The 18595-nt window shown below is 53.3% G+C and carries 15 protein-coding genes and 4 pseudogenes; 4 read left to right on the plus strand and 15 right to left on the minus strand.

Going from position 1 to position 18595, the window contains the following annotated elements; all coding sequences use genetic code 11:
- Window positions 1-332: 332 nt before the first annotated feature.
- The 5 genes and pseudogenes from ACWWJF_RS15025 to ACWWJF_RS15045 form a co-directional block, all read right to left on the minus strand.
- Complete coding sequence (locus ACWWJF_RS15025; protein WP_455869887.1) at window positions 333-2069, minus strand: SmdB family multidrug efflux ABC transporter permease/ATP-binding protein; 1737 nt, start codon at window positions 2067-2069, stop codon at window positions 333-335.
- The gene (locus ACWWJF_RS15030) at window positions 2062-3831 is read right to left on the minus strand and encodes a SmdA family multidrug ABC transporter permease/ATP-binding protein (RefSeq protein WP_455869888.1); all 1770 of its coding nucleotides are present in this window, start codon (window positions 3829-3831) and stop codon (window positions 2062-2064) included. Before ACWWJF_RS15030 ends, ACWWJF_RS15025 begins: the two co-directional genes overlap by 8 nt.
- Before the next feature lie 174 nt (window positions 3832-4005).
- Window positions 4006-4353, minus strand: a pseudogene (locus ACWWJF_RS15035) (Lrp/AsnC family transcriptional regulator); the annotation flags it as partial.
- A 9-nt stretch (window positions 4354-4362) separates the two neighbouring features.
- Window positions 4363-5531 (minus strand): IS3 family transposase gene (locus ACWWJF_RS15040; protein WP_455868696.1). Its coding sequence is split into 2 segments (ribosomal slippage): window positions 4363-5276 and window positions 5276-5531, totalling 1170 coding nucleotides; the frame shifts between segments, so codons are not numbered across the junction.
- 72 nt (window positions 5532-5603) lie between these two features.
- Window positions 5604-6093 (minus strand): annotated as a pseudogene (locus ACWWJF_RS15045) (ABC transporter ATP-binding protein); the annotation flags it as partial.
- Window positions 6094-6207: 114 nt separating this feature from the next.
- On the opposite strand from ACWWJF_RS15045, the gene can reads away from it, so the two are divergent.
- A complete protein-coding gene (gene can, locus ACWWJF_RS15050; protein ID WP_455869889.1) occupies window positions 6208-6849 on the plus strand; it encodes a carbonate dehydratase in 642 nt (213 codons plus the stop codon).
- Window positions 6850-6892: 43 nt separating this feature from the next.
- On the opposite strand, the gene hpt is transcribed toward can, so the two are convergent.
- Window positions 6893-7429 (minus strand): hypoxanthine phosphoribosyltransferase, encoded by a 537-nt coding sequence (gene hpt, locus ACWWJF_RS15055; protein ID WP_455869890.1) that lies wholly within the window; start codon window positions 7427-7429, stop codon window positions 6893-6895.
- Window positions 7430-7706: 277 nt separating this feature from the next.
- Here hpt and ACWWJF_RS15060 point away from each other — a divergent pair, with 277 nt between their 5' ends.
- Together ACWWJF_RS15060 and ACWWJF_RS15065 are read left to right on the plus strand one after the other, a co-directional pair.
- Entirely contained in the window at window positions 7707-8057 is a 351-nt protein-coding gene (locus ACWWJF_RS15060; protein WP_455869891.1) for a hypothetical protein, read from the plus strand.
- Between the two features lie 33 nt (window positions 8058-8090).
- Entirely contained in the window at window positions 8091-8330 is a 240-nt protein-coding gene (locus tag ACWWJF_RS15065; protein WP_455868475.1) for a hypothetical protein, read from the plus strand.
- On the opposite strand, the pseudogene ACWWJF_RS15070 reads toward ACWWJF_RS15065, so the two are convergent.
- Both ACWWJF_RS15070 and ACWWJF_RS15075 read right to left on the minus strand, forming a co-directional pair.
- Window positions 8277-8666 (minus strand): annotated as a pseudogene (locus ACWWJF_RS15070) (transposase); the annotation flags it as partial. The gene ACWWJF_RS15065 and the pseudogene ACWWJF_RS15070 sit on opposite strands and share 54 nt — an antisense overlap.
- Before the next feature lie 22 nt (window positions 8667-8688).
- Window positions 8689-9068 (minus strand): annotated as a pseudogene (locus ACWWJF_RS15075) (IS630 family transposase); the annotation flags it as partial.
- Window positions 9069-9143: 75 nt separating this feature from the next.
- On the opposite strand from ACWWJF_RS15075, the gene ACWWJF_RS15080 reads away from it, so the two are divergent.
- Window positions 9144-10312 (plus strand): IS3 family transposase gene (locus ACWWJF_RS15080; RefSeq protein WP_455868400.1). Its coding sequence is split into 2 segments (ribosomal slippage): window positions 9144-9399 and window positions 9399-10312, totalling 1170 coding nucleotides; the frame shifts between segments, so codons are not numbered across the junction.
- Window positions 10313-10454: 142 nt separating this feature from the next.
- On the opposite strand, the gene ACWWJF_RS15085 is transcribed toward ACWWJF_RS15080, so the two are convergent.
- The 7 genes from ACWWJF_RS15085 to mutL form a co-directional block, all read right to left on the minus strand.
- Entirely contained in the window at window positions 10455-11459 is a 1005-nt protein-coding gene (locus tag ACWWJF_RS15085; protein ID WP_455869464.1) for an IS110 family RNA-guided transposase, read from the minus strand.
- A 116-nt stretch (window positions 11460-11575) separates the two neighbouring features.
- A complete protein-coding gene (gene hflC, locus ACWWJF_RS15090; RefSeq protein WP_455869892.1) occupies window positions 11576-12565 on the minus strand; it encodes a protease modulator HflC in 990 nt (329 codons plus the stop codon).
- A gap of 2 nt (window positions 12566-12567) precedes the next feature.
- Window positions 12568-13815, minus strand: a complete 1248-nt coding sequence (gene hflK, locus ACWWJF_RS15095; RefSeq protein WP_455869893.1) for an FtsH protease activity modulator HflK — start codon at window positions 13813-13815, stop codon at window positions 12568-12570.
- A 91-nt stretch (window positions 13816-13906) separates the two neighbouring features.
- Window positions 13907-15187 carry a ribosome rescue GTPase HflX gene (gene hflX, locus ACWWJF_RS15100; protein WP_455869894.1) on the minus strand — a complete coding sequence of 427 codons (1281 nt, stop codon included), beginning with the start codon at window positions 15185-15187 and terminating at the stop codon, window positions 13907-13909.
- A 92-nt stretch (window positions 15188-15279) separates the two neighbouring features.
- Complete coding sequence (gene hfq / locus ACWWJF_RS15105; protein WP_252321358.1) at window positions 15280-15579, minus strand: RNA chaperone Hfq; 300 nt, start codon at window positions 15577-15579, stop codon at window positions 15280-15282.
- A 149-nt stretch (window positions 15580-15728) separates the two neighbouring features.
- A complete protein-coding gene (miaA, locus tag ACWWJF_RS15110; RefSeq protein WP_455869895.1) occupies window positions 15729-16673 on the minus strand; it encodes a tRNA (adenosine(37)-N6)-dimethylallyltransferase MiaA in 945 nt (314 codons plus the stop codon).
- Complete coding sequence (gene mutL / locus ACWWJF_RS15115; RefSeq protein ID WP_455869896.1) at window positions 16670-18583, minus strand: DNA mismatch repair endonuclease MutL; 1914 nt, start codon at window positions 18581-18583, stop codon at window positions 16670-16672. The genes miaA and mutL overlap by 4 nt, the downstream gene beginning before the upstream one ends.
- Window positions 18584-18595: the final 12 nt, after the last annotated feature.

Raw genomic sequence — 18595 nt, forward strand, 5'->3', positions numbered from 1 at the left:
GATATGTGCTCAGGTGGGTGAAGCCATGGCGATGGTCAAAGCGCTTAACCGGATCACGCTATTAGGAATGCCGAACAGTATTCGCATCACGTAACAATCGACCTGGGGCACAGTCGTTACAAGTTCTGATTTATTCAACAAAGTCGATAAAGATGTGATGTTGCGCACACGCAATGCATCAATTTGGTGCATTGCGCGTAATTGCGGTGCATAGGACGGAAAAATGAAAATCATCTGCCTGTTGATGGTGCGCGGATAAAAATCCAGCGCAACAGGCAGTGTGCCCGTGGTCAGATGGCAGAAATGGGTTCATCCTCGCTGGCAGCCAGTTCCTACCCCGCCAGTTGCAGTTGATACATCTGGTAGTAACGCCCCCGACGTTGCAATAATTGCTCGTGCGTACCCTGCTCCACCGTTTCACCATGATGTAGCACCAATATGTTATCAGCCTCGACCACAGTGGAAAGACGGTGCGCAATCACCACCAACGTGGTGTGGCGACGGATAAGACGCAATGCGCGCTGAACCGCTTGCTCGGTACCGGAATCAATGTTGGCCGTCGCCTCGTCGAGAATCAGTATTTTGGGCGGTTTCACCAGCACACGGGCCAGAGAAAGAAGCTGCTTCTGTCCCACAGAAAGCGTATTGCCTTGCTCGCCAATGGTGCTATGTATTCCTTCGGGCAGTGCCGTTGCCAGCGCCGTGAGTTGTACAATCTCCAGCACGCGCCACACTTCATCTTCAGGAATATCACGCCCCAGCGTAACGTTGGCATAAAGTGAATCAGCCAGTACCATGGGGTCTTGTTGCACCATTGCGACATTTTGTCGTAATGCCTGATGGGATAGCGACGTCAGCGGACGGTCATCCAATCGAATAATCCCTTCATCCGGCTGATAATACCCCATCAGCAAACTCGCTAACGTACTCTTGCCGCTGCCGGTGTGCCCCACCAGAGCCACAAAGCCGCGCGCCGGCACCTGAACGCTGATATGGTTCAGGACGCGCTGATTATCCCGATAGGCAAAAGAAACGTTGTCCATCTCAATGCTGCCCGCCGCTAACGGACGTGAATCATAGCCGTAGGACTGCTGCACCGCATCCATCAGTTCAAAGATACGCTCACCGGCCACCACAGCCTGCTGCAACATGGACTGCTGGGTGGTCAGCGCAATCAGCGGCTCGTTAAGACGCCCCAGATAGCTGATAAAGGCATAGAGCACGCCAACGCCTACCGTTCCCACCGAACTAAAACCAAACTGAATCAACAGCCCACACAGCACCATAGCGGAAAACATGCTCAATAGCGGACGCAACAGCACGCCATCCAGACGCAGCGTCTGCATCCGCGCCTGAAAATGCGCACGGCTTGAAGCACCCAGCTTCTCACCAAATCGCGACTGTTGGCGAAATTGCTGGATCACGGACATCCCCGAGATCGCTTCATTAAAACGATCGTTAATATCTGCCAGATAACGGCGCAGACGCCGCACAATCGGCGTACTGAAATGCTGATAGATCGCCATCACAATAGCCACTGCAGGGAAGATCATCACGGCAATCAGCGCCATGCGCCAATCGAGTGTAAACATGGCTACCAGCATGGCACCGATCAGCGCCGTGCTGCGCAGCACGGTGGAAACCACGGTGACATACAGATCGCGCACCACCTCGGTATCGTTGGTAACACGGGAAATCAGTTGTCCCACCGGCTGCGTATCAAAGGTACTCAGCGGTTGACGCAACGCAGCATCCATCACATCAATACGCAATTGTTGCACCACCCCTACCGCAACGCGGTTGAACAACAGCGATTGCACGTAATGCAATAGTGCGGCGGACAATTGCAGCAGGATATAAACCGCCGCCAAGCCCCCTGCCAGAGCCAGAGGAACATTGCCTTTTGCCACCAGGTTATCGATGAAATAGCTTACCAGTGCGGGCCCAGCCACTTCGGCAGCGGCCGCCATCCAGAGCATCACCACGCCCAACATCAGGGATTTCCGCCAGGGGGAACCATACGCCAATAGCCGCTTTAACGTCGGCCATAACCGCTTTGCGTTAGTCAATTGTCATCTCTCCCTTGACCGGCTCTTCATCCAGCGCCGCCTCTAACTGCTGATAGCGAAACATGTCGCGATACCATCCGACTTGCGACGCTAATGCGCCGTGGCTACCGCGCTGCGCCACGCTACCCTGCTGTAAAACCAGAATTTCGTCGGCTTCAGTGAGGGCCGAAAGCCGGTGCGCGCTGATAATCAGGGTGCGTTTTTCTCCCCAACGTTTCAGGTTTTGCAGAATATGGTGCTCAGTGCGCCCATCAACCGCCGAGAGCGCATCATCAAGAACCAATATCTCCGCGTCCAACAGCAGCGCGCGCGCAATGGCAATACGCTGTTTTTGTCCACCGGAGAGCATCACGCCGCGTTCCCCCACTTGGGTTTCATAACCTTGTGGTAAGCGCGTAATGTCGTCATGGACGCTGGCCAGACGCGCAGCATGTTGAATCTGCGCCAGCGTGGCGCTGGGGTTCCCGAGTGCAATATTGTTCGCCACGGTGTCGGAGAATAAAAAGGGCGTTTGCCCGACCACCGCAAAACGTTGGCGAAGGCTATCCAGATTCAGCGTCGCAAGCGGAAGCCCATGAAAGCGAATCTCGCCGTCATCGAGATCGTAATGGCGCAGGATCAAGGCCAACAGCGTGCTTTTACCGGAACCGGTGGGGCCACACAGTCCCAGCATGTTGCCCGGTGCAAGCGAGAACGCCACCCGGTCAAGTACCGGGCGCGATTGTTGCGGATAAGCAAAGGCGCGAATATCAACATCAAGGCTACCGCGGCCCTGAGGCAGAAATGCATCGCCGTCTGCCACCACCGGTACTTCATTCAACAGTTGGCGAATACGCCCATAAGCCGCACTCCCGAGCTCCACGATGTTGAACATCCATGCCAGCGCCAGCATCGGCCAAATCATCAGGCCCAGATACATCACGAAACTGGTCAGTTGCCCTAACGTCAACGTCCCCTGAATAATCATCCAACTGCCGCCGCCAACGGCAAGCAAATGCGAGAAACCGACAGCGATATAAATCGTCGGATCGAAACGCGCATCTACTCGGGCCACGTGCATGTTTTTTTGCCCCGCATCCTCAGCCACTGCCGCAAACCGGTTCGACTGATAATCCTCCAACCCAAAGGCCTTAATCATGCGAATGCTGGTCAGGCTTTCTTGCGCCTGATCGTTAAGCGAAGAGAATGCCGCCTGTGCACCCTTAAAACGCTGATGCAACTGCGTACCATAGTGTTTGATCACCAACGCCATGATGGGCATCGGCAACAGCGCCAACAGCGTAAGCTGCCAACTGATTTGGGTACTCATCACCACCAACACCGCACATCCCATTACCATGGAATCCACCAGCGTCAACACGCCTTCACCAGCAGCAAACACCACACGATCGACATCGTTGGTTGCTCGAGCAATCAGATCGCCGGTGCGATGGCGCAGATAAAAGGCAGGATGCTGGCGGCTCAACTGGCGGTAGAAATCGTCGCGCAACTCCACAGCCAACTGGTATGAAGCACCAAACAAAAAGATGCGCCACACATAGCGCAACAGATACACCATAACCGCGATCAGCAGCATCACGCCGATCCATTTCATCACCGTCGCCGCGGGCATCACGTCGCGCGTAACACCATCCACAATCACCCCAACCAGCTTGGGTGGTAGCAGTTGCAGGATGGCGATGATAATAAGAAGAACCACGGCCCCGAGGTATCGCCGCCATTCTCGACGAAAATACCAGGCCAATTGAGCAAAAAGTCGCACGCTGTTGTTATTCCATTTTTCAGAAAGGGCTGCGAAACATCACAGGGCCATTATACAGAAAGCTTATGCGCGTCATCATTTATACCCGAAATAATTCGGGTTGCAGGACAAAACCTTAACGTTTTGAACAGCGCTTGCTCTGGCCCGAAAGCAGAATCTCAGAGAGGAGATCCATCATGGCACGATCGGGAGTGCGGTGGTGTGCTTTATCCGCTCCATGGCAAAGCTGGAGGTCACATCAATCAGGCCAGGAATGCCGCTGACCAGACGTTTGTAAAAATTATCATAGCTTTTCATGTAGGCGACCTGAACCTGCATCAGGTAATCGTACTCTCCCGCCATGCGATAAAATGACAATACTTCGGGCATATCCGACACCACCTGGGAAAATTTTTCATACCAGGCACTGTTGTGTTGCTGCGTTTTTAATAACACAAAAGCCGTCAACCCAAGCCCCAGACGTTCGTTATCCAGCAGCGCAACGCGAGCACGGATGTAGCCCTCTTCTTCAAGACGTTTTAGGTGTAGTGGTCAACTAATATTGGCCACCGCATTAGACTGTATGTAGAACAGTCGCTCAGATTCGTTTGGAGTTAAGCCGCCGTTATACCAGTGAGGCCGGATAGCGCTGTAATACCCCGTGATGTAGCGGATAATCGCGTCCTGGGCTTCGCTGAAGCTGTTGTAACCCTTTGTCGGCACCCATTCTGTCTTCAGGCTGCGGAAGAACCGCTCCATTGGCGCATTATCCCAGCAGTTACCCCGCCGACTCATACTCTGCTTTATCCGGCAGCGCCACAGGGCTTGCCGGTATTGACGGCTGGTATAGTGGCTGCCCTGGTCGCTGTGGAACATGACTCCTGTTGGTTGTCCCCGGAGTTCCCAGGCCATCTGCAACGCTTTAACTGTCAGCGCCGAGTCCGGCGACGTCGACATGGCCCAGCCCACCGGTTTGCGGGCGAACAGATCTAGCACCACCGCAAGGTAAGCCCAGCATTTGCCCGTCCAGATGTAGGTCACATCGCCGCACCAGACCTGATCCGGCGCGGTAACCGCGAACTGGCGGTTGAGATAGTTCGGTATTTCAACGAGTTCATTGCCGCCGCGTTTGTATTTGTGAGCCGGTCGCTGGCAGCTGGCGATACCCAGCTCCTTCATCAGCTTGCCAGCCAGCCAGCGCCCCATTTTGACACCGGAGCTGCCGGTGACGATGGTCGCGATACTTCGAGCGCCGGCAGAGCCGCCGCTGGCGTTCCAGGCTTCCATGACGCGGCTACACTTAACCACGCGCTCACCGTCGGGTTCATTAGCGGAAGCCTGCCAGTGCCTGTAGCTGCTGCGATGTACCTCAAAAGTTTGGCACAACGCCGTGACCGGGTATCGCGCCCTCAGCCTGTCGACTACCGTGAACCGTTGAGTGAGTCCGACATTAAGAGCGCCGTAGCCTTTTTTAGGATTTCGTTCTCCATTTCAAGGCATTGGACTTTTTTCTTCATCTCACGCAGCTCGAGCTGTTCAGGGGTAAGAGGAAGTCCCGTTGGCGTTTTTCCCTGTCGTTCAAGGCGAAGCTTATTGACCCAGCGACTAATGGCAGAATGGCTGACATTAACCGCCTCTGCGGCCTTAACGTATGTGTAGCCGTGGTCGACAACCAGCTTTGCGGCTTCGAGCTTAAATTCCGCCGTAAAATGTTTACCCATGAGGTCACCTGTCGTGTTGATGAGGTGAGCATATCACCTCCGATCAGGTGGCCAGTATCAGTGTGCCACTACAGTTGGCTCATCAAGGATCAACAGTTTGGGTTCATGCATCAGGGCGCGCGCAATCATCAAACGGCGCTTCATCCCATCGGAAAGCATGCGTGCCTTTTCCTGACGTTTCTCACAGATCGAGCTGCTTGAGATATTTCTCCGCCCGTTGCAGGGCGTCCTGGCGCGACACACCATAGTACCCGGCCTTATGGGTAACGATTTGCAGCACCGTTTCAAACGGGTTGAAGTTAAACTCTTGAGGCACCAGCCCGAGTTGGCGCTTGGCGTTAACGATATCGCGCTCCAAATCGTAGCCGAAAACGCGCACCTTACCGGAAGATTTGTTTACCAGTGAGCTGATGATACCAATCGTGGTCGATTTCCCTGCGCCGTTCAGTCCCAGCAGCGCATAAAAATCCCCAGCCTCCACGCGCAGATCGATACCGCGCACTGCCTTGACGCCCCCTGGGTACGTTTTGGTCAGTTTCTCCAGTTCCAGTGCATATGTCATAACAAGTTAACTAGCCCTATTATCAATGAGTGACTCAGTTTCGATTTTAAAACATTCACGCTTGCCTTATATTACCTTTCACTGCCCTTTTTTTGTCACAGGCCATTTACTTTCATGAAAGATATTGAAACGCTCATCGCCAACAACCAGCGTTGGTCCAACACCATGGTTGAAGAAGATCCGGGTTACTTTGAACGCCTGGCGTTGGCACAAAAACCCCGTTTTTTGTGGATTGGCTGCTCTGACAGTCGCGTACCCGCTGAAAGCCTGACCAGCCTTGCACCCGGCGAACTGTTCGTTCACCGCAATGTGGCAAACCTGGTTATCCATACCGATTTAAACTGCCTTTCCGTGGTGCAGTATGCCGTTGAAGTGCTCGAAGTCGAACACATCATCATTTGTGGGCATTACGGTTGCGGCGGCGTGCAGGCGGCGGTAGAAAACACTGAATTGGGGCTTATCAACAACTGGCTGCTGCACATCCGTGATTTGTGGTACAAGCATAGCTCGCTGTTGGGAGAATTGCCGCCCGAAGAGCGCTTTAACAAACTTTGTGAAATCAATGTTGTAGAACAAGTCTACAACCTGGGCCACTCCACCATCATGCAATCCGCCTGGAAGCGAGGCCAAAAGGTCACGATTCACGGCTGGGTGTATGGCATCAAGGACGGTTTGTTAAGCGATCTGGAAGTTACCGCTACTAGCCGCGAAACGCTGGAACAGCGCTATCGCCGCGCCATCTCTTCCCTGATATGATTTTATAGGGGCACCTTATTGCCCCTCTATCTGGCGCGACAACTTATTCCTGCGGAATCACCTTGCCAATATAAGGCAAATGCCGATAGTGCTGTGCGTAGTCGATGCCGTATCCCACCACAAATTCGTCAGGAATAGAAAAACCGACCCACTCCACTTTCACATCAACTTCCCGACGCTCCGGCTTATCCAGCAGCGTACAGATAGCCAGCGACTCAGGCTCACGCAGACGCAGAATTTCGCGTACTTTGCTCAGGGTGTTTCCGGAATCGATGATGTCTTCCACGATCAGCACATGTTTACCACGGATGTCTTCATCCAGATCTTTGAGGATCTTGACGTCTCGCGTAGAACTGGTACCGCTGCCGTAGCTGGATGCCGTCATAAAGTCCACTTCGTGGGAGACATCGATAGCACGGCATAAATCGGCCATGAAAATAAACGAACCGTGCAGCAGCCCGACTAACACCAGATCGCTGTCACTGCCACGATAGTGCTGGCTGATTTCCTGACCTAATGCGCTCACACGCGCGCGAACGTCCGCTTCGGCAATCATGACGTCCACAGTATGTTTCATCATACACATCACTCGTTTTAAAAAAGGGCGACACCACAGCGCTACGCGGCTTATTCGCAGCCTGTTCACGGTCTCTTTGAGGCGCGCAGTATAACGCCACAGCACAGGGTTCTCAATGACACAGGAAAAGGCTTATGCGCCTCTCATTGCCAGACGATCGCAAAATGACAGGAGTGTAAGTGAAGCGTTATCGCAGCATAAAACTGGGTAAAACACATTGCGCCTCCCTGCCAGAGCGGCTTTGATAAGGCCTGAATTCAGCCAGCGAGAAAGGTCTTTTATGAACATAACGCACCCGCACCCTACTCTTTTGCTTGCCCTGCTGTTAGGGCTCTCTTGGATAGCGCAGGCCGCACCAGACACACCACGGCCACTGCCTATAGGTGCCCCTCACTTTGCCAAAGGCGAACTCTCGCCTCCGCCCCCTGTACCACCGCTGTACGAGGCGTCGATGCAAACCCACCAGCCCGCAGAAGCGCTTGGTAAGCTGATTGCCAATGCCCCACAGGCGGAGAACAAAAACTATGAAGTGAGAGTGATGATTCGCGAGCTGCCAGCGCCACCGGCGGAAGTGAGCAAAGCCGACAAATCTATGGTCACCCCCATTTTTGCAACACTGATCTTTGATTAATGGTGGGCTTGCTTAAATCTATCCGGCGTCTTTATGGCCAAGGATGCCCGCGCCACGATGAGTTTCGCACCTGATATTCCTAAAAAGGCCATCGGCTTCATTGAGCCATTTTCATTTTTTGGTTTTATATCAGGCCGTCAGGCCGTTCATGTCATCAATAATCAGTCTTCGCAAAACCAGATGGGTAACTTCGTTAAATTGCTGACTGTTAGACCAGCATTACTGTTCAAACACGGTATTTCGTGTCGTTATTGCCCAAGCTATTCGAGCTAATTTATTTGCTAATGCACAGCACACAACGCAAGAATGTTTCCTGCCCAACTGAGACCTTACCCAATCAGCTAATCTCCCTGATTGATGGTCAATTCTTAGGATAAATACCCGCGCACATTGAACAAGCAATCGGCGAAGGTTTTTATCTCCACGCTTGCTAATACCCAGCCGAGTATTCTTCCCTCCAGTATTGTATTGGCGGGGTACAAGACCGGTGGAAGCGGCAAAATTACGACTGTTTTCATATTGCTTGCCATCGCCTAACTGTGATGACAAAACGCTGGCTGTTATCGGTCCAACACCAGGGATGGTCATTAAATGCTGGCCAGTTTCATCTAAATAGCTGTTCCTAATACCGCTACACTTTTGCCTGTCCATGTTTTCCACTGGGAAACGGGCTGACGGTTTCCATGAAGCGGCGAACCTTGTTCAGTAACTGCCACATTGAACAGCATTGATGATTGCGGGTAATGGTTTCATGCAACGCCTGCCATAACCGCTCTACATGATTTACCCATGGTGAGTACACCGGCTGATAAATAACCCTGAATTTCGGGTTTTCTTCCAGCCAGCGCTGCGTCTCCCGGCTTTTGTGAATAATGTAGTTATCAACTATCAGCGTGAGCGTTTTTGCCCGTCTGTACGTTGTTCTCAGATGCTCTAACATACTGATAAAAAACACGAACTTTTACTGTTTCCTCCAACATAGCTGACTTTTCCCGTCCCGCTGTGTAATGCACTGTAGTGGCACACTGATACTGGCCACCTGAGCGGAGGTGATATGCTCACCTCATCAACACGACAGGTGACCTCATGGGTAAACATTTTACGGCGGAATTTAAGCTCGAAGCCGCAAAGCTGGTTGTCGACCACGGCTACACATACGTTAAGGCCGCAGAGGCGGTTAATGTCAGCCATTCTGCCATTAGTCGCTGGGTCAATAAGCTTCGCCTTGAACGACAGGGAAAAACGCCAACGGGACTTCCTCTTACCCCTGAACAGCTCGAGCTGCGTGAGATGAAGAAAAAAGTCCAATGCCTTGAAATGGAGAACGAAATCCTAAAAAAGGCTACGGCGCTCTTAATGTCGGACTCACTCAACGGTTCACGGTAGTCGACAGGCTGAGGGCGCGATACCCGGTCACGGCGTTGTGCCAAACTTTTGAGGTACATCGCAGCAGCTACAGGCACTGGCAGGCTTCCGCTAATGAACCCGACGGTGAGCGCGTGGTTAAGTGTAGCCGCGTCATGGAAGCCTGGAACGCCAGCGGCGGCTCTGCCGGCGCTCGAAGTATCGCGACCATCGTCACCGGCAGCTCCGGTGTCAAAATGGGGCGCTGGCTGGCTGGCAAGCTGATGAAGGAGCTGGGTATCGCCAGCTGCCAGCGACCGGCTCACAAATACAAACGCGGCGGCAATGAACACGTTGAAATACCGAACTATCTCAACCGCCAGTTCGCGGTTACCGCGCCGGATCAGGTCTGGTGCGGCGATGTGACCTACATCTGGACGGGCAAATGCTGGGCTTACCTTGCGGTGGTGCTAGATCTGTTCGCCCGCAAACCGGTGGGCTGGGCCATGTCGACGTCGCCGGACTCGGCGCTGACAGTTAAAGCGTTGCAGATGGCCTGGGAACTCCGGGGACAACCAACAGGAGTCATGTTCCACAGCGACCAGGGCAGCCACTATACCAGCCGTCAATACCGGCAAGCCCTGTGGCGCTGCCGGATAAAGCAGAGTATGAGTCGGCGGGGTAACTGCTGGGATAATGCGCCAATGGAGCGGTTCTTCCGCAGCCTGAAGACAGAATGGGTGCCGACAAAGGGTTACAACAGCTTCAGCGAAGCCCAGGACGCGATTATCCGCTACATCACGGGGTATTACAGCGCTATCCGGCCTCACTGGTATAACGGCGGCTTAACTCCAAACGAATCTGAGCGACTGTTCTACATACAGTCTAATGCGGTGGCCAATATTAGTTGACCACTACACATGATGGTCACGACTTGTTTGGTGAAGATTCCTTAACTTTTTTTTCTGCTCTTCAGTGGGATGAATGTTCATAACCATGAAATGGGTATTGTTCATGGAAAATCAAGCATCTTCAATGATTACGAGTATAACATCAGGCCTGATATTCATTGTGATTAGTTGTGATTGACCAGGCTATTCGCGCCAGTTTGTTTGCCAGAGCACAGGCGACAATATTTGAATGTTTGTTATCGAGTTGCCCCCGAACCCATTCAGCAAGCCTGCCCTGCTGATATTCAAGTCGCATCATGAACGAGCGGGCACATTGAACCAGAAGTTTGCGTAAATTTTTATCACCTCGTTTGCTTATCCCCAGCAGAGTCGGTTTGCCTCCTGTGCTGTATTGTCGCGGTACAAGCCCTGTGGAAGCCGCAAAATCCCTGCTACATGAAAATTGTTTTCCATCGCCGAACTGTGATGAAAGTAAGCTGGCAGTAATCGGACCGACGCCTGGAATTGTCATAATTCGCTGTGCAGTATCATCAGCTTTGATTGACTGATTTAATTCTGATTCCAGCGCTGTTATTTGCTCGACAAGGTAAAGATAGTGGGCATGTAACTTCATCAGCAGACGGCTCAGGTATGCGGGGATTTCGTGCTCAGCCAGCACCAGAGACAGTCGCTTTATTACCGCCTCGCCGATTGGCAGGCTTATCCCAAACTCCAGCAGAAAACCGTGGATCTGGTTAGTGGTTTTTACTTTATCTCTGATAAGAGATTCCCTGACCCGATGCAGTGCTCGCATCGCCTGCTGAACCTCCGTTTTCGGCTGAACAAAACGCATTGACGGCCGGGATGCGGCTTCACATATCGCCTCTGCATCAACAAAATCATTTTTATTGCCCTTGACAAACGGGCGCACAAATTGCGGAGAGATAAGTTTTGCTTCATGGCCGCTATCATTGATACGCCGCGCCATAAAGTGTGCACCGGCACAAGCTTCCATAACAACAACCGAGGGCGGGCACGTCGCCAAAAACTGCATTAGCTTTGTGCGCGTAAACTTCTTACGCAGAAGCGCTTTACCTGACTTATCCTGGCAATGAATATGAAAAGAATGTTTACCGAGATCGATACCAATAAGAGTAACGTTTTCCATGATGGCCTCTCCTGAAAGAAAAACACCCTGCCAGCGTACCGCTCACAGAGTGGGGGTGACCATATCATTAAGCCCGTATAACCATACGGGCTTTTGGTGAAAAACGTTAAAGCTAATCAGCGTGCAAGCGACGTCGTTGGCGAACGCATATAGCGGAAGAAATCGCTATCCGGGCTCAATACCATCACGTCCTGATTGTCGTTGAAGCTGGCTTCATAGGCACGCAGGCTACGGATAAAGGTATAGAAGTTCGGGTCTTCGCTAAAGGCATTAGCAAACAGCCGGGCTGCTTCCGCATCCCCTTCACCGCGCATGATCAGCGCTTCACGTTCCGCTTCAGCCAGAGTGCGCGTCACCAAATAATCTGCCGCCGCTTTCAGTTTCTCCGCCTGTTCCTGACCTTGAGAACGGTGACGACGGGCAACCGCTTCACGTTCTGCACGCATACGGGCGAAGATAGCATCCGACACTTCCGTCGGCAAGTTGATCTGCTTGATACGCACATCGATCACTTCAATACCGAGAGCCGCCATACTGTTCGGGTTGATATGCGGCTGCGCACCCTTGGTCTCTTGCTCCACGCGTGCGGCAGCAGAGGCAATGGCGCTATCAGCTTCGGTGGTTTCACCGGTACCGGTATTCAGCGCATCACGCACATCCAACATCAGTCGGCCGCGGGAATCGGTAACAATACCGCGCACGTCCAAACGACCGATTTCAGAACGCAAGCGGTCGCTAAACTTACGTTTGAGCAGCACTTCTGCCTGATAAATGTCACCACCGCCCGTCGCCAGGTAGTAGCGGCTGAAATCACTGATACGCCATTTGATATACGAATCCACGATCAGGTCTTTCTGCTCCGAGGTGATGAAGCGATCGGCCTGGTTTTCCATGGTCTGAATGCGCGCATCCAGCATCTTCACGGTATCAATAAACGGTACTTTAAACTGCAAACCTGGCACGTAGATAACAGGCTTGTTCTCATCATCGCGCAATACTTTGCCGAAGCGCATCACAATGCCGCGCTGGCCTTCCTGCACCACGAACACTGAGGCATACAGCGCCATCAGCACCAGGACGAGGATAAAAACGATAGGCTTACGCATTATTATTCTCTCCCAAAATCACGCTGCGCGTTTGCACGGCGCTGGTCCATGACGGTTCCACCCGTGCTGGTACGGGTTTGTCCGGTGGTTGCTCCGTTGTTGTTCGGTGCAGAGGGCAGACGCATCGGCGCAGCCGTGGTGTTACTGGTCGCGTTACCGCTGGCATTGCCTGTCTGACCGCGCATCAGTTGATCCAACGGCAGCACCATCAGGCTATTGCCTTTGTCATTAACCAACACTTTCCGGGTATGTCCCAGTACGCGCTCCATGCTTTCGATATAGAGACGTTCGCGGGTAATTTCTGGCGCGGCTTTGTATTCCGGCAGAATCTTGGCGAAACGCGCCACTTCACCCTGCGCTTCAAGCGTGATACGAGCGCGATAAGCACGTGCCTCTTCCAGCACACGCTGTGCCTGACCGTTCGCACGCGGCTGCACTTCGTTCGCATAGGCTTCTGCTTCACGAATGTATTGCTGTTCGTTCTCGCGTGCCGCGATAGCGTCATCAAACGCGGCTTTCACTTCCTCTGGCGGACGCGCCGCCTGGAAGTTAACGTCCAACAGAGTTAACCCCATGTTGTACGGACGAATGGTTTCTTCCAATACGTGTTGCGTGTCAGTACGCACGATGGAACGCCCCTCAGTGAGGATTTTGTCCATGGTGTATTTACCGATAACGCCGCGCAGGGCGCTGTCAGTCGCCTGACGCAAACTGTCGTCGGCATTGGTAACGCTAAATAGATAGCGCTCAGGCTCCGTCACACGATACTGAACGTTCATCTCCACGCGCACCACGTTTTCATCCGACGTCAACATCACGCCAGAGGTGGCCAATTCACGCACAGATTCCACGTTTACCGCACGAACAGAGTCGATAAATGTCGGTTTCCAGTTCAGACCTGGACCTACCAGGTGGCTGAACTTGCCAAAGCGTGTCACTACGCCGCGCTCGGCTTCTCGGATGGTGTAAAAGCCGCTCGCGGCCCAAATCACCACGGCCGCTACTGCGACAATACCCACGACCCGACCACCCAGACCGCTGCCAGAGGTGCCGCCGCCATTACCTGAATTTCTGCTTCCGCCCAGTTCGCCCAGCTTTTTGCTCAGCTTGCGGAAGATATCATCCAGATCGGGAGGACCTTGATCCCGGACGCCTTTATTATTGTTTCCGCCAGAGTTGCCGCCTTGATTATTGCTGCTCCCCCACGGGTCGCGGTCCTGTCCGTTATTACCGGGCTGATTCCACGCCATGTTTTAGCTCCATTCTTTTATGATTGGTGTTCTTCAGGTTCAATATCCCAGAGTCCGCAGAACAATGCCGAGATCGACCAACATGTCAGTCTCAAACCACATAATCTGCGAGTTCTTGCTCTTGTTTGCAAAGACGACGCCAGTCCACCATCGGCATACGCACGATAAGACCCACGCGACCGTCTTCCTCAATCCATTCTTTTTCTATTGCCTGAAGCTGGTAAAAACGACTACGAAGGCGTCCTGCCTGCGGAGGAAGGCTCAGAGAATAATGTGCGATGTCCTCTGATAGCCGCTCCGTCAATACCTGAAATAACAAAGAAATACCGTCACCCGTCTGGGCAGAAAGCCATACCCTGACCGGCACATTCTCTTCGTTGCGATCGATACGCGGAACGAAACCGTCCAGCATGTCGATTTTGTTCATCACGAGCAGCACAGGAATTTCATCAGCCTCGATTTCTGCCAGCACTTCGTTTACCGCTGCAATATTCTCGTCGATACGAGGATCGGCAGCATCCACCAAGTGTAACAACAACGACGCCTGACGTGTTTCCTGCAATGTCGCTTTAAACGCCGCCACCAAATCGTGCGGCAAGTGACGAATAAACCCCACGGTGTCAGCCAACACCGTGTCCCCAACATCCACAACATTAATCCGTCGCAACGTAGGGTCCAGTGTGGCAAACAGCTGATCGGCAGCATAAACGCCTGCCGCTGTCATTTCGTTAAACAGGGTAGATTTTCCGGCGTTGGTGTAGCCCACCAGCGCAACCGTAGGCACGCCCGCACGTGTTCTGGCTCGACGCCCTTGTTCACGCTGCTTCTCCACGCGCTCAAGGCGAGAGAGGATTTGGCTGATACGGTTACGCAACAAGCGACGGTCGGTTTCGAGCTGGGTTTCACCCGGCCCACGCAGGCCAATCCCCCCTTTCTGGCGCTCGAGGTGCGTCCATCCCCTTACCAGACGCGTGGCAAGGTGACGCAACTGCGCCAGTTCAACCTGCAATTTCCCCTCGTGAGTACGCGCACGCTGGGCAAAAATATCCAGAATCAATCCGGTTCTGTCGATAACACGGCATTCGCACAAACGCTCAAGGTTACGCTCCTGAGCAGGCGTCAACGCATGATTCAACAACACAACAAAGGCATCGGTAGCTTTCACCGCCTGTGCAATTTCTTCCGCCTTGCCTTCACCCACAAAATATTTGGAGTGCGGTGCCTTGCGGCTACCGGTGATCACCTGCAATGACTCGATACCGGCGGAGGAAACCAGAGATTCAAACTCCAGCAAATTGTCCGTATCTTTGTCTTGCGAAAAATAAATATGAACCAATATGGCCCGTTCACCGGCTTCATAACGGTCAAACAAACGTGCGACCTCTCAAACGAACGAAAAAAACCCTGGTGGCAAGCGCTAGCGATTTGTACAGGCTCCCCACCGGGGTGAAAGCGCAATAAGCGTTATTCCGCGTCATCACTTTCCTGCGCCGACGACTGCTGATTTGCAGACGAACCACCATGGTAGTTGCTGGTGCCAGGGTTATTGCTGTGATGAGAAACCGGACGAGACGGCACCACGGTGGAGATAGCATGCTTATACACCATCTGGCTAACAGTGTTTTTCAACAAGATAACGAACTGATCGAAAGACTCGATCTGGCCCTGCAACTTGATACCATTCACCAAATAAATAGAAACCGGAACACGTTCGCGACGCAGCGCGTTCAGGAACGGGTCTTGCAAAGATTGCCCCTTAGCCATTCTATATTTTCCTTATTTGCTTGTTGTTTGTAACAAAGAACCCCAAGGCTCTAAAATAATGATGTAAAAAAATTGTGCGCTGAGACTCGCCAATTGTACACAATCGGCCACCCTATGCACTAACTATGCGCGTATAATAAACCCGCATATCAAGGTGCCTGTACCACCGCCATCACACGTTCAAACGCATCCTGCGGTTTTTCACTGTCCAACCAATGAACGCCGTCCCACCCGCGCAGCCAGGTCATTTGACGTTTCGCCAACTGACGTGTCGCGCAGATACCACGGAACACCATCTCATCGTAATCACACTCGCCGGATAAATATGACCACATCTGGCGATAACCAACGCAACGAACAGACGGCAAATCCTGATGCAAATCGCCCCGGGCAAAGAGCGAACGGACTTCCGTCTCAAATCCTGCCGCCAGCATCTGCTGAAAACGCAGCGCGACGCGTTCGTGCAACAGCTCACGCGTTACCGGTGCAATGGCAAACTGATGCACACGGTAAGGCAACGCCTCACCCGCTGTTTTTGTCAGCTCTGTTAAAGTGTTACCTGAAACGAAAAAAACTTCCAGTGCCCGGCACAGTCTCTGCGGATCATTTGGATGAATCCGAGTCGCTGCAACGGGATCAATCTCACACAATTGGCGGTGAAGCGCTTCCCACCCCTGCTCACGCGCCTGCGCTTCGATGTGCTGGCGCACGGCCATATCGGCTGACGGCAGCGGTGACAACCCCTCCAGCAGCGCCTTGAAGTACAGCATGGTTCCCCCGACCAGCAAGGGAATACGCCCTGCAGCGGTAATATCCGCCATCTCCCGCAACGCATCGCGGCGAAAATCCGCGGCGGAATAAGCCTGCGTCGGATCGAGAATATTGATCAAACGGTGTGGAGCCTGAGCCAGTTCCTCAGCGCTGGGTTTGGCGCTGCCGATATCCATTTCTTTATAGATAAGGGCGGAGTCCACACTAATCAACTCAACGGGCAACGATTGTCGCAACGTCATCGCCAGCGCGGTTTTTCCTGACGCTGTCGGCCCCATGATAAAAATCGCTGGAGGAAGGATTGCGCTCGATAATTCACTCATACTTTCAAAGCCTTAATGGCATCTTCCACGCTAACCCGCTGCAACAGCGACGCGGGCGGCTGTTTCGGCAGTTCCGGACAAAGTCGCTCTATTTCCGTCAACAGTTGTATCGCCTGCGCCTGGCTCCAACGTTCGTGGTCACTGTGCAGCTGTTCCGACAACCAGGTCGCCAGTTGCTCAGGCGTGCACGCAGGTTGCAACGCAAGATAGCCTAACAGTTCAGAGATCAAGTTTTGTAAATTTTGTTGGCACAATGGTAAAGGTACAGCACGCAGTAGCGCCCTCTGGGACTCCAGCGAGATATCAATACCAAACTGCGCCAATAGCGCCTGATGATGCAGCAGCGCTTCGCGTTCATTTTTTTCCACGTTCAAACGTTGTGGAATCAATAATGGCCGGGGACGTAACCCTTGTTCCTGCGGCAACAACTGCGCACGCTTGAGGTAGCGCTCGGCGTGCGTCAGTGACACCATCGCCAACCCGTGTTGATACTCCACCAGTGCGAAACTGGGCGGAAACACGGTTAACAGACGGCCGAAACCTTGGGCCACGCTGACCGGTTCCAAATCTGGCACAGACGCTGACACGGCGGTGTCGAGGGGGTCTTGAACCGCCTCCGCTATCGACGCGGGTTTTAATAAAGTCTGGTAAAGCTCACCCTGTTTTTTCTGGTAGGGTGCGCCAGCAAGGGGCATCGGCCCTCGCCCTTGTGTTTGAGAAGCGCGTGGCTGATAGGCCGGGGCACTCTCCTTCATCTGGCGTGCCGGAACGTCTGCCGCTTTCGGCGGCGCGTGCTCCACCGGCCGTGCAGGTTGCGCAAACTGGTTTTCCCCTGCAGCGATGCGATTTTCCGGCTGCCACGCAATGGCTTCTCCTGCCACATCGGAGGCCACGGCCGCCAACGGCAACTCAGACGCCTGCTGTAATACGCTCACCACCGCCTGATAGATAAAATCGTGCACCAAACGCGACTCATGGAAACGCACTTCGTGCTTCGCCGGGTGTACGTTGACGTCAACCTGGTGCGGATCCACTTCAAGAAACAGCAGGTAGGCAGGCTGCTGCTCACTGTGCAAACTGTCTTGGTAAGCCTGGCGGATAGCGTGATTAATCAGCCGATCGCGCATCATGCGTTGATTGACGTAGCAATACTGCATGTCGGTCAGTTGCTTTGCGCCCTCGGGATCGACCACCCAGCCGTGGATGGACAAATCGCCGTGCTGCCACGAAATACGCAGCGCGTGTTGCAAAAACAGCGGCCCACAAATACTGCCAACACGGCGTTCATGCTGTGAGGCATCCGGCGCGGCGCGGTATTGGCGGATCGTTTTACCATTATGGTTAAGGGTAAACGTCACATCGAAGCGCGCCAGCGCGATGCGGCGCACCACTTCATCAATATGCGCGAATTCTGTCTTTTCTGTGCGCATGAATTTGCGCCGCGCAGGGGTGTTGTAGAACAGATCGAGCACTTCCAGCGTGGTACCCACCGGATGCGCCGCCGGTTTTACCGTCACCGCCATATCACGGCCTTCCGCATAGGCTTGCCACGCTTCATTCTGCTCCGCCGTACGGGACGTCAGCGTTAAGCGCGAAACTGAACTGATACTCGCCAGCGCCTCACCGCGAAAACCCAGGCTGATAATCGCTTCGAGATCGTCCAGCGTGGCAATTTTGCTGGTTGCATGACGCGCCAGTGCTAAGGCCAGATCGGCTTTGCCAATTCCAGTGCCGTTATCACGAATCCGAATACGTTTTGCCCCGCCGCGATCGATATCGATATCAATTCGGGTCGCCCCGGCATCGAGACTGTTCTCCACCAGTTCCTTCACCACTGAAGCGGGGCGTTCCACCACTTCTCCGGCGGCAATCTGGTTAGCCAGTTGGGGAGGCAAAACCTGAATCGGCATGCGAGTTCCTCT

Source organism: Symbiopectobacterium sp. Eva_TO (genome assembly GCF_053848865.1).